Origin of the sequence: Staphylococcus durrellii (genome assembly GCF_015594545.1) — a bacterium.
In the GTDB taxonomy this organism is placed as follows: Bacteria; Bacillota; Bacilli; order Staphylococcales; family Staphylococcaceae; genus Staphylococcus; species Staphylococcus durrellii.
In genome coordinates this window covers 1643186-1658072 of record NZ_JADIIO010000001.1, presented here as the reverse complement: position 1 = coordinate 1658072, position 14887 = coordinate 1643186, and the positions used below count along the sequence as shown (strand labels likewise).

Genomic DNA, 14887 nt, shown 5'->3' with positions numbered 1-14887 from the left:
TGTTGAATTTATTATTATTCAAAGGCTAATTATGTTTTTTGTTAACTAGTGCAAGTGCTTTATTGCGGTTTGCAAAGTGTTTTTTAGTAATATCATCTAGTACATTGACATTCCAACGTTCAATTATTTTTGCTGCGTTCAAGTCTACTTTGTTACTTGCCCCTTTGGGTAGAGTTGTATTAAATTTCTTTGACAGGTGATCCATATTTTTCACAAAAGCATAACGCGATATAATACTCGCCGCTGCGATAGCTAAAGATTTAGATTCTCCCTTAGTTTCAAAACACGTTCGTTCTTCAAAAGGAAGTTGAGTTAATGCGTATCTTTTATAAACTTTAGGTTCTGCGAATTGATCGATGACGATATAATCTAGAGCGTCAGTCTCTATTTTAGTAGTAACATTTTTTATAGCTTCATTATGCAATACAGCCTTCATCTTTACTTGAGACCAACCACTCGCCTGTTTAATATTATAATTTTTATTATCCAATGTTAATAGTGAGTGAGGGATGAACGTGACTAACTGTTCAGCAAGTTCAACGATTTTTGCATCAGTAAGTTTTTTTGAATCATCGACACCTAAGGTTTTTAGTACTTGGCAATGCTCTTTGGTAACATATGCGGCACAAACAGTTAATGGACCGAAATAATCACCGCTGCCAGCTTCATCACTGCCTATGCAATTTTGCATGTCAAAAAGCGGATGCGATGCTGGACCTTTGTTAGAGGATTTCGAAGACTTTAAAGTTTTTGCAGATTTCGTAGGTTTTATATTAGGTAAAAGTTCTTGTGCTGTACTTTCTGCATTGCTACCTTGAAACATAACTTTATTTGAGTTGTATATAGAGATGACTGTGCCTTTATATTTTATTTTGGCTTTCATACCTTGTGGTAGGTTGGATGTTTCAAAATCTAAACGACTTATTATTTTATTAATTTCTGATGCTGATAATTTATGTACGATATTGCTCATTTTTATTCACCACTTCGCAAATTTTCTTCGAAAACACTAGTAATTTTATCATAGAGTTATATGGTTAGCACTTAGGACATTTAGTTTTTTAAAATTATAAAATATTAAAGTGAATTTACTAATTAAATCACAGGTCTTACAAAATATTATACAGTATTGTATAATGACTGATGATAAATATTTTTAATATATGTAGTAGATACAGACGTTATTATGATTAAATAACTACGAACTATAATATAAAAGGTAGGAGCTATCATATGGGTGAGTTTAAGAATAGAATCAACGTAATCATAAATGATAAACATTATACTATTGTAGGAACCGATAATCCTGAGCATATTCGCTATGTTGCTAATCTAGTCGATGAAAAATTAAAAGAATTAGGGCGTAAAAATGCGGGATTAGATACTACGCGTAAAGCCGTACTTACTGCAGTCAATGTGATGCACGAAAAAGTACAATTAGAAGAAGAAAACTACAAATTGCAACAAGAATTACAGCAATATAAAAATAGAGAAGATAAATGATTATCGATTTAGTTGTATTACTTATTTTTCTGTATATCGGGGTAATAGGCTTTAGACGTGGTTTAGGTTTCAGCATCTTACATGGTGCATGTACGATTGTGGCCTTAATTATTAGTAATGCATACTATTTAGTTATAGCGCGACGTTTAGAGTTATTTGTACCATTTCCTAAAACGATAGCATATGATATGAAGTTCGCGATACCACTAGATCAATTACAACAACGTTTTTATCATATAACCGCATTTATTATAATTGCGATTATAACGAAGTTGATTCTCTATGCTATTATTGCTGCATTTGATAATATGACTAATCAATCAAACATTTTCATATGGAGTAGGATAATTGGCATCGTCATTAGTTTCATCACTTCATTACTTGTTGTGAATTTAGCTCTATACGTTTTGGCAATTTATCCTAATGAAATTTTACAATCACAGCTTTCATCATCTTTGATAGCTAAGCCATTAACTTTAAACATACCATTGTTATCAAACTTTATTTTAAAAATATAATAGCTTATTGAAACTGAGAAATTTATTATCCAGGAGGTCAAGACGCAAGGTTTATATTGTTGCATTAAAGCACATGTTAACTTGTCTTGCCCTTTTTTTATGAGGAGAATTGATATGACAAAAAAGGATGTTATCCAACTGTTAGAAAAAATTGCAACTTATATGGAATTAAAAGGTGAGAATACATTTAAAATATCAGCATATAGAAAAGCAGCACAAAGCCTAGAAATAGATGAACGTGCCTTAGACGAAATTGGTGACGTTACTGAATTAAAAGGTATTGGTAAAGGTGTAGGAGAGGTTATTAATGAATATCGACAGACTAATGAATCGACTACGCTCGCTAGTTTGGAACAAGAGGTGCCAGCTGGATTGGTACCATTACTAAAAATTCAAGGATTAGGTAGCAAAAAAATTGCTAAGTTATATAAAGAGTTAAATATCACGGATAAAGAATCATTACAAAATGCCTGTGAACAAGGTAAAGTAAGTGAATTAAGTGGTTTTGCTAAAAAAACAGAACAAAATATTTTAGAAGCAGCAAAAGCATTAGGTGCAAAAAAAGATTATTATCCGATCGATCAAATACGAGGGCTAAGCGCCGAGATAAATGATTATTTAGCAACTATTGATGGCATAGATAAATTTGAAGTAGCAGGTAGTTTTAGAAGATACAAAGAAGTGAGTAAAGATTTAGACTATATTATTAGCACTACAAAACCTCAAGCCGTGCAAGAGGCTTTAGTTAATATGCCTAATAAAGAAAAGGAAGTTGCAGTCGGTTCGACAAAAGTTTCGTTAGAAGTAAATTACGATGACGAGACTATAGGCGTAGATTTTCGTTTAATTGAACCAACAGCTTTTTATCACACTTTACAGCATTTTACTGGATCAAAAGACCATAATATAAGAATCCGCCAAATGGCAAAAGATAAAGACGAAAAAATTAGTGAGTATGGTATAGAACAAGCTGATGGTACTTTAGTACAATATCAAAGTGAGAAAGAAATTTATCAACATTTCGGTGTGGATTGGATAGCGCCATCGATGCGTGAAGATGGTAGTGAATTTGATAAAGATTTATCTAATATCATTACATTAGATGATATTAATGGTGATATTCATATGCATACGACGTATAGTGATGGTGCGTTTAGTATTAAAGATATGATAGAAGCAAATATAAAAAAAGGCTATCAGTTTATGGTAATCACTGACCATTCACAAAGCCTGAAAGTTGCTAACGTTTTGTCTGAAGAACGGTTATTACGTCAAAATGCAGAAATTAAACAACTTAATGAACAATATGATGAAATAGACATATATTCAGGTATAGAAATGGATATTTTGCCGGATGGTAGTTTAGATTATAGTGATAAAGTATTGTCAAAGTTAGACTATGTTATTGCTGCAATACATCAAAGTTTTAACCAAAGTGAAGAAGAAATTATGCAACGTTTAGAAAACGCTTGTCGCAATCCTTATGTTAGGCATATTGCACACCCAACAGGACGTATTATTGGTAGAAGAGCTGGTTACGAACCTAATATTGATAAACTTTGTACCTTAGCTGAAGAAACAAACACTATTTTAGAAATAAACGCTAATCCAAAGCGACTCGATTTAAACGCTCAAGTTGTTAAAAAACATCCGAATGTACAAATAACTATCAATACAGATGCTCACCATGTGGACCATTTGGAATTTATGAAATATGGTGTAGCAACTGCGCAAAAAGGTTTTGTGCATAAAGATAGAGTTATTAATACAATGACAAGAGAAGCATTTAAATCACTAATTGACAACAATATTAAATTGAAGAAATAGAGGGATTACATGAGACAGAAATCATTAGATGTCTTAGAATTCGATAAAATTAAAGCTTTAGTAGAGAAAGAAACCATTAGTGACTTAGGCCGTGAAAAAGCGCAGAGCATGTCGCCAGCAATAGATTTAGAAACGGTACAATTTCAAATTAATGAAACTGATGAATTGAACCAAATTTACAATAAACATAGATTGCCTAGTTTAAGCGGGCTTTCCAAAGTGTCTCAATTAGTTCACAGAGCAACAATTGGAGGTGTACTAAATGTTAGCGAATTAAATTTAATTAAACGTTTAATACAAGTACAAAATCAATTTAAAACTTTTTATAATCAATTGTTGGAAGAAGATGAAGAAATTTTATATCCAATTTTGCACGATAGAATGGATCAGTTGCCTATATTGACGGATTTATATCAAATAATCCACCAAAAATGTGATACGCATGACTTATATGATGACGCAAGCTATGAATTACAAGGAATTCGCAGCAAAATAGCTAGTACAACTCAAAAAATAAAACAGAACCTTGATAGAATAGTTAAAAGTCAAAGTAATCAAAAGAAATTGTCAGATGCTTTAGTCACAGTTAGAAATGATCGCAATGTTATTCCAGTTAAAGCAGAATATCGTCAAGACTTTAATGGCATAGTACATGATCAATCTGCATCAGGACAGACATTATATATCGAGCCTAATTCAGTTGTGGAAATGAATAATACGATTAGTAGACTAAAAAATGACGAAGCCGTTGAAAGAGAACGTATTTTAATAGAATTAACTGCTGAAGTGGCCACTGAAGCAGATGCTTGTTTAACTGCTGAAAGTGTTATGGGGCAGATCGACTTTTTAATTGCAAAAGCACGCTATGCAAGCTCAATTAAAGCAACTAAGCCTACATTTAATACAGAACGCACAATGTATTTACCAAAAGCGTTCCATCCATTATTAAATAAAGAAACGGTTGTTGCTAATACAATAGAATTTTCGGAAGACATATCAACGGTTATTATTACTGGACCTAATACAGGTGGTAAAACCGTTACTTTAAAAACACTTGGATTAATAGTTGTTATGGCACAGTCTGGCCTTTTAATACCAACTTTGGATGGTAGTCAGTTAAGCGTCTTCGAAAACGTATATTGTGATATTGGTGATGAACAATCAATTGAACAATCCTTATCAACTTTTTCATCTCATATGAAAAATATTGTCGAGATATTGCAAGAAGCAACTCAAGAAAGTTTAATTTTATTCGATGAGTTAGGTGCTGGTACAGACCCAAGTGAAGGTGCCGCACTTGCTATGAGTATTTTAGATTATGTTCACAACATTAATAGTCTAGTTATGGCTACAACACACTACCCAGAATTAAAAGCCTATAGTTATAATAGGGAAGGTGTATTAAATGCAAGTGTAGAATTTGATGTAGCAACATTAAGTCCTACATACAAATTGCTAATGGGCGTGCCGGGACGTTCTAATGCTTTTGATATTTCAAGTAAGTTAGGTCTTAATAAGGCTATTATCCATCAAGCTCAGTCCATGATTGGACAAGATGAGCAAGAGATAAACGAAATGATTGCTTCATTAGAAAGTAATTCAAAACGCGTGGAGAACCAACGTATTGAGTTAGATAGATTGCTTAGGGAAGCTCAAGAAACTCATGATGAACTCGAGAAAAAATATACGCAATATCAAGCTTATGAAAAACGACTTATGGACGAAGCAAAAGATAAAGCTAATCAACGTGTTAAATCTGCTACGCAAGAAGCGGATCAAATATTAAAAGACTTAAGAACGTTACGCGATGAGAAGGGTGCTGACGTGAAAGAGCACGAGCTTATTGATAAAAAGAAACAATTAGACGATCAATATGAAGCAAAAGATATCAAGCAACAGGTGAAGAAACAAAAATGGGACGAAATTCATGTTGGTGACGAAGTTAAAGTGTTAACTTATGGTCAAAAAGGTGAGGTGCTTGAAGTTGTATCAAATGACGAAGCAGTCGTTCAAATGGGTATCATTAAAATGAAACTTTCATTAAGCGATTTAGAAAAAACTAAAAAGACTCAAGAAGCACCTACCAAAATGGTCAAGCGTCAAAATAGACAAAATATAAAAATGGATTTAGACTTAAGAGGTTATCGTTATGAAGAAGCACTTAACGAACTAGACCAGTATATCGACCAGGCTGTTTTAAGTAATTATCAGCAGGTTAATATCATACACGGTAAAGGAACAGGTACATTGCAAAAAGGTGTGCAAAACTATTTGAAAAACCATAAAAGTGTGGCATCATATAGAAATGGTATGCCTAGCGAAGGTGGTTTTGGTGTTACAGTAGTAGAACTAAAATAATAGTGAGCAAGGGCTATGCAGAATAAATTAAATTCTGTTATAATTTGCTCATCATTTGAAATTAAGGAGGATTGGCATTTATGGCAATCGTAAAAGCAACTGATTCAAACTTTGATGAAAATATTAAGTCTGGCGTTAATTTAGTGGATTTTTGGGCAACTTGGTGTGGTCCTTGTAAAATGATAGCACCAGTTTTAGAAGAACTTGCTGGTGACTATGATGGAAAAGCGAATATTTTAAAATTAGATGTTGATGAAAACCCATCAACTGCTGCTAAATTTGAAGTTATGAGTATTCCAACTCTAATCGTGTTCAAAGATGGAGAACCAGTTGATAAAGTTGTTGGTTTCCAACCTAAAGAAAACTTAGCAGAAGTAATCGATAAACATTTATAAGATAAATGCGTAAAGTAGAGCTGGTACATTAACAATAATGTATCAGCTTTAATTTTTGTAATAAATATAAAATAATGTTTTATAATATATAAATTCAAGGAATATAACTTGTAAGTTAAATAAATAATTATATCGAGAAAGGAGGTAAATAATGGAAACTTATCAAGAGCAAATAAAACAAAAATTAACAGTGGTACCGATAGAGCCTGGCTGTTATTTAATGAAAGATAGAAATAACCAAGTAATATACGTCGGTAAAGCTAAAAAATTAAGAAATAGATTACGCTCTTATTTTACTGGCGCACATGACGCAAAAACGACTAGACTTGTCGGAGAAATTAGAAATTTTGAATACATTGTAACGTCTAGTGAAACTGAATCATTATTACTTGAATTAAATTTAATTAAGCAGTATCAACCGCGCTATAATATTTTGTTGAAAGACGATAAAAGTTATCCATTCATTAAAATAACTAAAGAAAAACATCCTAAATTAATTGTTACTCGTACCGTTAAAAAAGGTACAGGTAAATATTTTGGGCCATACCCAAATGCTTATTCTGCACAAGAAACGAAGAAATTACTTGATCGTATTTATCCATTTAGAAAATGTGATAAGATGCCGGATAAATTGTGTCTATATTATCATATTGGACAATGTATGGGACCTTGTGTTTATCCTGTAGAGCAAAGTAAATATGCTGAAATGACAAGAGAAATCTCAGACTTTCTAAATGGTGAAGATAAAACGATTTTACACAATTTAGAAGAACGTATGCAAAAAGCAAGTGAATCATTAGACTTCGAGCGTGCAAAAGAATACAGAGATTTAATTGAACACATTAATAATTTAACAAAGAAACAAAAAATTATTTCAAAAGACTACACTGTTAGAGATGTATTTGGTTATAGTGTGTCTAAAGGATGGATGTGTATTCAAGTCTTTTTCGTACGTCAAGGTAATATGATTAAACGTGATGCCACGATGATTCCTTTACAACAAACGGAAGAAGAAGAATTTTATACGTTTATTGGTCAATTTTATGATTTGAATCAGCATATTTTACCTAAAGAAGTCCATGTACCTAAAAACTTAGATAAAGAAGTAATTAACTCAGTTGTAGATACTAAAATCGTGCAACCACAAAAAGGTAAGAAAAAAGAAATGGTCGATTTAGCAAACCATAATGCAGAAATTACGTTAGATAATAAATTTGAACTTATTGCGAAAGATGAATCACGTACTGTTAAAGCAATAGAAGAACTAGGTGACAGAATGGGTATCCAGACGCCTATTCGAATAGAAGCTTTTGATAACTCAAATATCCAAGGTGTGGATCCAGTCTCTGCAATGGTGTCGTTTGTAGATGGTAAGCCTAATAAAAAAGGCTATCGTAAATATAAAATTAAAAGTGTAGAAGGTCCAGACGATTATAAGTCAATGAGAGAAGTGGTTAGAAGAAGGTATTCTAGAGTTCTTAATGAAGGAACGCCGTTACCAGATTTAATTATTGTCGATGGTGGTAAAGGTCACATGAGTGGAGTTATAGACGTGTTAGAAAATGAACTAGGGCTAGATATTCCAGTGGCAGGTTTAAAGAAAAATGATAAACATCAAACTTCAGATTTGCTTTATGGTGCTAGCGCAGAAATCGTACCATTAAAGAAAAATAGCCAAGCATTTTATTTACTACACCGCATTCAAGATGAAGTGCATAGATTCGCTATCACTTTCCACCGACAAACGAGACAGAAAACAGGATTGCAATCTATTCTTGATACAGTTGACGGCATTGGTTCGAAAAGAAAGACTAAGTTATTGAGAACTTTTGGTTCAATTAAGAAAATGAAAGAATCTTCTATTGAGGATTTACAAGTAGCGGGATTACCTAAAAATGTTGCTGAAAATCTTTATGAAGCACTTAAAAATTAGAATATCAAAAAAAATGGGTGTGAGAATCATTCTCATACCCAAATTTACTATATTTAGTGTTACAATAATAGGCAAAGAGATTTCTTTTTTTTCTAAATTATGGAAGCGTTTTCTAATTGAGAAGAATTATCACTTTATTTCGGAATCAATTTATATAGTGTGATATTTAAATTATTAACAATTGAAACTGCCAACTTACATGAAACTAATTTTACATGTAAGTTTCATGTTTTATTCTTAATAATTTTTATTTGGTTAACGCTAATAATAGATGAAAAGGAAATCAAATAAATTATTTGTTTCTCAGGGGGGACTTCCTTTTGGCTTACACGAAAAATCAATTCTATTTAAGACGCTTACATTCATTATTAGGCGTAATTCCAATTGGTGGCTTTTTACTAGTGCATTTACTTGTAAACCATCAAGCAACTAAAGGTGCTGCTGCTTTTGATAAAGCTGCAGGATTCATGGAATCTTTACCATTTTTAATTGTACTGGAATTTTTATTTATTTACATTCCTATTTTCTATCACGGTGTTTACGGCATTTTCATTGCCTTTACAGCAAAAGAAAATGTAGGGCACTATTCTCGGTTTAGAAACTGGATGTTTTTATTACAACGACTTACAGGAATATTAACTTTCATATTCGTGGCTATTCACTTATGGCAAACACGTATTAAAGTGGCGTTAGGTCATGAAGTAAACTTTACATTAGTACATGACATAGTTTCTAATCCTTTGTGGCTGATTTTTTACATAATCTGTATTTTAGCAGTAACATTCCACTTTGCTAATGGACTATGGTCATTCTTAGTTACATGGGGTGTCTTACAATCCAATAAATCCCAGCAAATATTTACTTGGGTATCATTAATTGTATTCTTAGTAGTTAGTTACATCGGTGTTAGTGCAATTTTAGCGTTCTTATAATATATAATTTCAAATTAGTCTTTAGATACATTTTAGGGGAGTGACATAGTATGGCAGAGAAGAAAGTTATTGTTGTCGGTGGAGGACTTGCTGGTCTGATGGCAACAATCAAAGCAGCAGAACAAGGAGCATATGTAGACTTGTTCTCAATCGTGCCTGTTAAACGTTCACACTCTGTTTGTGCCCAAGGTGGTATAAACGGAGCGGTAAATACAAAAGGTGAAGGAGATTCACCAGCGGTTCACCTTGATGACACAGTATATGGTGGCGACTTTTTAGCAAATCAACCACCTGTTAAAGCAATGACAGATGCAGCACCCAAAATCATTCACTTGTTAGACCGTATGGGTGTTATGTTTAACAGAACAAATGAAGGTTTATTAGACTTCAGACGTTTTGGTGGTACCTTACACCATAGAACAGCTTATGCAGGTGCAACTACAGGACAACAATTACTTTATGCATTAGACGAACAAGTCCGCAGCTATGAAGTAGATGGTCTTGTAAATAAATTTGAAGGCTGGGAATTTTTAGGTATAGTAAAAGATGATGACAACATGGCAAGAGGAATTGTAGCGCAAAATCTTACTACTTCTGAAATTAAATCATTTGGTTCTGACGCTGTAATCATGGCTACGGGTGGACCTGGCATTATCTTTGGTAAAACTACAAACTCTATGATTAATACAGGATCTGCAGCATCAATCGCTTACCAAGATGGCGCATTATATGCCAATGGCGAGTTTATTCAAATTCACCCAACAGCAATTCCTGGCGATGATAAATTAAGATTGATGAGTGAATCAGCTCGTGGTGAAGGTGGTCGTATTTGGACATATAAAGACGGGAAACCTTGGTATTTCTTAGAGGAAAAGTATCCTGACTATGGTAACTTAGTGCCTCGTGACATTGCGACTCGTGAGATTTTTGATGTCTGTGTTAATCAAAAATTAGGTATTAATGGTGAAAACATGGTTTACTTAGACCTTTCACATAAAGACCCACATGAATTAGACGTTAAACTAGGTGGTATCATCGAGATTTACGAAAAATTCACTGGTGATGATCCTAAGAAAGTACCAATGAAAATTTTCCCTGCTGTCCATTATTCAATGGGTGGTTTATATGTTGACTATGATCAAATGACTAACATTAAAGGTCTATTTGCAGCAGGTGAATGCGATTACTCACAACATGGTGGTAACCGTTTAGGTGCTAACTCATTATTATCTGCTATTTATGGCGGCACTGTTGCTGGACCTAATGCAATTAAATATATCGAAAACATTGAAACTTCTTATGAAGATTTAGATGATGAAATCTTTGAACGTAAAGTTCGTTCAGAACAAGAAAAATTCGACAAGTTGTTACAGATGAAGGGCGACGAAAATGCTTACAAACTTCACAAAGAACTTGGAGAAATTATGACCGCTAATGTAACTGTTGTACGTGAAAATGATAAATTATTAGAAACTGATCAGAAAATTCAAGAACTAATGGAACGTTACAACAATATTGATATCGAAGACACACAAACTTGGAGTAACCAAGCCGTGTTCTTTACTCGTCAACTATGGAACATGTTAGAATTAGCGAGAGTTATTACAATCGGTGCTTATAATCGTAACGAATCTCGAGGCGCGCATTACAAACCTGAATTCCCAGATAGAAACGACGAAGAATGGTTAAAAACAACTTTAGCTGAGTTCCAAGGTAAGTCTCAGGCACCTAAATTCACGTATGAAGACGTAGATGTGAGTTTAGTAGAACCTCGTAAACGTGACTATACGGCTAAGTCTAAAGGAGGTAAATAATCATGACAGAAACAAAAGAAGCTAATGATGTACAAGGTGTTCAAAGCGAAGGTCAAGACAATAAGCAAAAAACGATTAAATTAATCATTAAACGTCAAAATGATGATAAATCAAAACCATATACAGAAGAATTTGAAATTCCATATCGTGAGAACTTAAACGTTATCGCATGTTTAATGGAAATCAGAAGAAACCCTGTTAACAGTAAAGGCGAAAAAACTACACCTATTACTTGGGATATGAACTGTTTAGAAGAAGTATGTGGTGCTTGTTCAATGGTAATTAATGGTAAGGCAAGACAATCATGTTCAGCTATTGTTGATTATTTAGAACAACCTATTCGTTTAGAACCAATGAGTACTTTCCCAGTAATTCGTGACTTACAAGTTGACCGCTCTAGAATGTTCGATAATTTGAAACGTATGAAAGCTTGGGTACCTATTGATGGCACTTATGATTTAGGACCAGGGCCACGTATGCCTGAGAAAAAACGTCAAACTGCATACGAGCTTTCAAAATGTATGACTTGTGGTGTTTGTTTGGAAGTTTGTCCTAACGTTACGCAAAACAATGATTTCGTAGGTGCACAAGCAATTTCTCAAGTAAGATTATTTAACTTGCATCCAACTGGTTCTATGACTAAAGACGAAAGATTAGATGCATTAATGGGCGGTGGAGGATTACAAGCTTGTGGTAATTCTCAAAACTGTGTAAATGCTTGTCCAAAAGGTATTCCATTGACTACTTCAATTGCAGCATTAAACAGAGAAACATCATTCCATATGTTTAAATCATTCTTTGGTTCAGACCATCAAGTATATTAATAATTATTTCAAGTCTAGAATATAAATCCCAAACCAATAGCCCTTAAATGATTTCAATTCAGAAATCGTTTAAGGGCTTTTATAATCGGCACTAGTATTTATGTAGTTCGCCTTTCTTGAAGGTAGCTTCAGGATATAGTCTTCAACTTGTCTTGTTCCTTCAGAACCCCTGCCATTAATGTTAAATAAATTTGATAGGCTCTCTTGAAGCAAACGTAATTTAGTCATATCTTACATTTTCTGCTAAAACTGTATCAAGTCAATTTAGTATAGAGGGGGCGATTTAAAGATACTTGTTATACTTGCAACGTGTCACAATCAATACGAAGATTTAGTTTTCAAATAATTATCAGCTTTATTATGTAAAAAAAGACACTTTCATATAATTTAATAGCGATTAAACTAAATTAACGAGTTTTCATAAGTACATAGATTCGAGCGTATATCAACTTATATTAATATATGAATAGCTATTTTAGATTTTAGTCGAATGTCGATACAAGAAATAAAACAAATTAAATGGGAACTTTAATACGTTTAAATGTGGTTAAATATAAAAGCCGTTTAATGACTTATAAAAATTCAAAGAACTGGGAAAGTGTGATTTTTTATAGTACCAAATAAAAATTGAAGTTTATTTATATTTCAAGTCCTTTTTTTAACTTTGCAATTTCAATGGAGGATAAGTGAATATTCACCGATTTCTATGCTACAATAAAAATTATTAACAATAAGAGGATGAAGGCATTTATGGATAAACCAATTGGAGTTATAGATTCTGGAGTAGGTGGTTTAACCGTTGCTAGTGAAATCATACGTCAATTGCCTAATGAAACAATTTATTACTTAGGAGATATTAAAAGATGTCCGTATGGTACTAGGTCTGGCGAAGAGGTTAAACAATTTACGATACAACTTGTAGAAAAGCTCATGCAATATGATATTAAAATGTTAGTTATTGCATGTAATACTGCGACTGCTGTTGCATTAGAAGCGTTGCAAGAACGTTTAACAATACCGGTGATCGGCGTAATAGAGCCTGGAGCAAGAACAGCTATTATGACGACACAAAATCAAAATGTTTTAGTACTAGGGACAGAAGGTACTATAAAGTCGGAAGCATACCGCCATCATATAAAAAACATTAATCCTAATGTTGAAGTGACGGGTATAGCCTGTACTGGATTTGTGCCGTTAGTAGAACAAATGCGTTATAAAGATCCGACGATTACTAGTATTGTAATTCATCAAACATTAAAACAATGGCGTAATAGTAAAGCGGATACCGTGATTTTAGGATGTACACATTATCCGTTGTTATACAAATATATTCATGACTATTTTGATGGTAAGAAAACAGTTATTTCATCAGGTTTAGAAACAGCAAGAGAGGTCAGTGCGTTGCTAACATTTAGTAATGAACATGCTGGCTATAAAAAAAATCCACAGCATAAATTTTTTGCTACAGGTGATACGGAACATATAGAAAGAATTATTAAAGAATGGTTGAATATGACCGTAAAAGTTGAAAAAATTAATGTAGAGGAGCAGATTACAAATGAAAGATATAGTCATAGCGTCTAATAATAAAGGTAAATTAAACGACTTTAAAGTTATATTCCCTGACTTAAATATAATTCCGATTAGTGATTTAGTTGAAGACTTTGATGTTGATGAAACTGGTACTACTTTTGAAGCCAATGCTAAGTTAAAATCATTAGCTGGTGCTAAAGCGGTAAAGAAAACTGTTATAGCTGATGATAGCGGATTAGAAGTTACAGCATTAAATAACGAACCAGGTGTGTATTCTGCGAGATATGCAGGTAACGATAAAGATGATAATGCAAATATTGAAAAAGTATTAGACAAATTAGGCAATGAAACGAATCGAGACGCTCGCTTCGTTTGTGTGATAAGCATGACAACACCTGAAGGAGAAACTAAACAATTCAGAGGGGAACTCAATGGTGAAATTACTTTGGATAAAATAGGAGAAGAAGGTTTCGGTTATGATCCTATTTTTTATGTCTCAGAAAAAAATAAGACTTTGGCTCAGATGTCGGCTGAAGATAAAAATGAAATTAGTCATAGAAAGAAAGCTATCGCACAATTACAAAGTTATTTAGAAGGTGAAAACTAATGACAAAATGGATTATTGTAAGTGATAATCACACTGAAAAAGGTATTTTATTCGATGTATTTAATCATTATGAAGAGGTAGATGTTGCACTGCATTTAGGGGATTCTGAATTTACTTACGATGATACTGAGCTTAGTTATTATCATAAAGTTAAAGGGAATACTGATTTTTACCAAGAATTTCCGAACGACTTATTGATTACTGAAAATGGAATAAATGCTTACGTAACGCATGGACACTTATTTCAAGTAAATCAGTCACGTGAAAGATTGGCTGATACAGCCAAAAGAAAAGGATGCCAATTCGCTTTTTATGGACATACTCATGTAGCTAAATACGAATTGTTAGATGGAGTACATGTTATAAATCCAGGCAGTATTTCTCAGTCTAGAAGTGAAATTGAAGAAACATATGCAGAATTAATTATAAGCGATGACAATGCTTCTGCTACATTAAATTTCTGCAATCGTAATCACCAAATTATTGATTCTAAAGATTTTGAGATATAAAATTTGATAGAAAGTATATTGATTATTTTGTTAGTATGCTTTCTATTTAATTAATTTTTATAATAATTATATTCAAAAACCTCAAAAGGTGGAAAATAACCTATATTAGTGAAAAATCATCTTTATTTTTGGTC

13 protein-coding genes are annotated in these 14887 nt (G+C 33.0%); 12 read left to right on the top strand and 1 reads right to left on the bottom strand.

Annotation, left to right across the window (positions count from 1 at the left end):
- Positions 1-25: 25 nt before the first annotated feature.
- Positions 26-973, bottom strand: a complete 948-nt coding sequence (gene rnhC / locus ISP02_RS07960; RefSeq protein ID WP_195721042.1) for a ribonuclease HIII — start codon at positions 971-973, stop codon at positions 26-28.
- 260 nt (positions 974-1233) lie between these two features.
- Here rnhC and zapA point away from each other — a divergent pair, with 260 nt between their 5' ends.
- The 12 genes from zapA to ISP02_RS07900 all read left to right on the top strand — a co-directional run bounded on the left by zapA (position 1234) and on the right by ISP02_RS07900 (position 14753).
- Positions 1234-1503, top strand: a complete 270-nt coding sequence (gene zapA / locus ISP02_RS07955; protein WP_195721041.1) for a cell division protein ZapA — start codon at positions 1234-1236, stop codon at positions 1501-1503.
- Positions 1500-2021: a CvpA family protein gene (locus ISP02_RS07950; protein WP_195721040.1), complete on the top strand. Its 522-nt coding sequence runs from the start codon at positions 1500-1502 to the stop codon at positions 2019-2021. Before zapA ends, ISP02_RS07950 begins: the two co-directional genes overlap by 4 nt.
- Positions 2022-2135: 114 nt before the next feature.
- On the top strand, positions 2136-3848 hold the full coding sequence (polX, locus tag ISP02_RS07945) for a DNA polymerase/3'-5' exonuclease PolX (protein WP_195721039.1): 1713 nt from the start codon (positions 2136-2138) through the stop codon (positions 3846-3848).
- A gap of 9 nt (positions 3849-3857) precedes the next feature.
- Positions 3858-6206 carry an endonuclease MutS2 gene (locus ISP02_RS07940; protein ID WP_195721038.1) on the top strand — a complete coding sequence of 783 codons (2349 nt, stop codon included), beginning with the start codon at positions 3858-3860 and terminating at the stop codon, positions 6204-6206.
- Between the two features lie 80 nt (positions 6207-6286).
- Positions 6287-6601 carry a thioredoxin gene (trxA, locus tag ISP02_RS07935; protein ID WP_048794161.1) on the top strand — a complete coding sequence of 105 codons (315 nt, stop codon included), beginning with the start codon at positions 6287-6289 and terminating at the stop codon, positions 6599-6601.
- A 151-nt stretch (positions 6602-6752) separates the two neighbouring features.
- Positions 6753-8534: an excinuclease ABC subunit UvrC gene (gene uvrC, locus ISP02_RS07930; RefSeq protein ID WP_195721037.1), complete on the top strand. Its 1782-nt coding sequence runs from the start codon at positions 6753-6755 to the stop codon at positions 8532-8534.
- A gap of 320 nt (positions 8535-8854) precedes the next feature.
- Positions 8855-9466 (top strand): succinate dehydrogenase cytochrome b558 subunit, encoded by a 612-nt coding sequence (locus ISP02_RS07925; RefSeq protein ID WP_195721036.1) that lies wholly within the window; start codon positions 8855-8857, stop codon positions 9464-9466.
- Between the two features lie 50 nt (positions 9467-9516).
- Positions 9517-11280: a succinate dehydrogenase flavoprotein subunit gene (gene sdhA, locus ISP02_RS07920; RefSeq protein WP_195721035.1), complete on the top strand. Its 1764-nt coding sequence runs from the start codon at positions 9517-9519 to the stop codon at positions 11278-11280.
- Between the two features lie 2 nt (positions 11281-11282).
- A complete protein-coding gene (gene sdhB / locus ISP02_RS07915) occupies positions 11283-12104 on the top strand; it encodes a succinate dehydrogenase iron-sulfur subunit (RefSeq protein ID WP_195721034.1) in 822 nt (273 codons plus the stop codon).
- A gap of 750 nt (positions 12105-12854) precedes the next feature.
- Positions 12855-13688 (top strand): glutamate racemase, encoded by an 834-nt coding sequence (gene racE, locus ISP02_RS07910; protein ID WP_195721033.1) that lies wholly within the window; start codon positions 12855-12857, stop codon positions 13686-13688.
- Positions 13663-14244, top strand: coding sequence for an XTP/dITP diphosphatase (locus tag ISP02_RS07905; RefSeq protein ID WP_195721032.1), 582 nt, complete (start codon positions 13663-13665; stop codon positions 14242-14244). Before racE ends, ISP02_RS07905 begins: the two co-directional genes overlap by 26 nt.
- Positions 14244-14753: a YfcE family phosphodiesterase gene (locus ISP02_RS07900; RefSeq protein WP_195721031.1), complete on the top strand. Its 510-nt coding sequence runs from the start codon at positions 14244-14246 to the stop codon at positions 14751-14753. Before ISP02_RS07905 ends, ISP02_RS07900 begins: the two co-directional genes overlap by 1 nt.
- Positions 14754-14887: the final 134 nt, after the last annotated feature.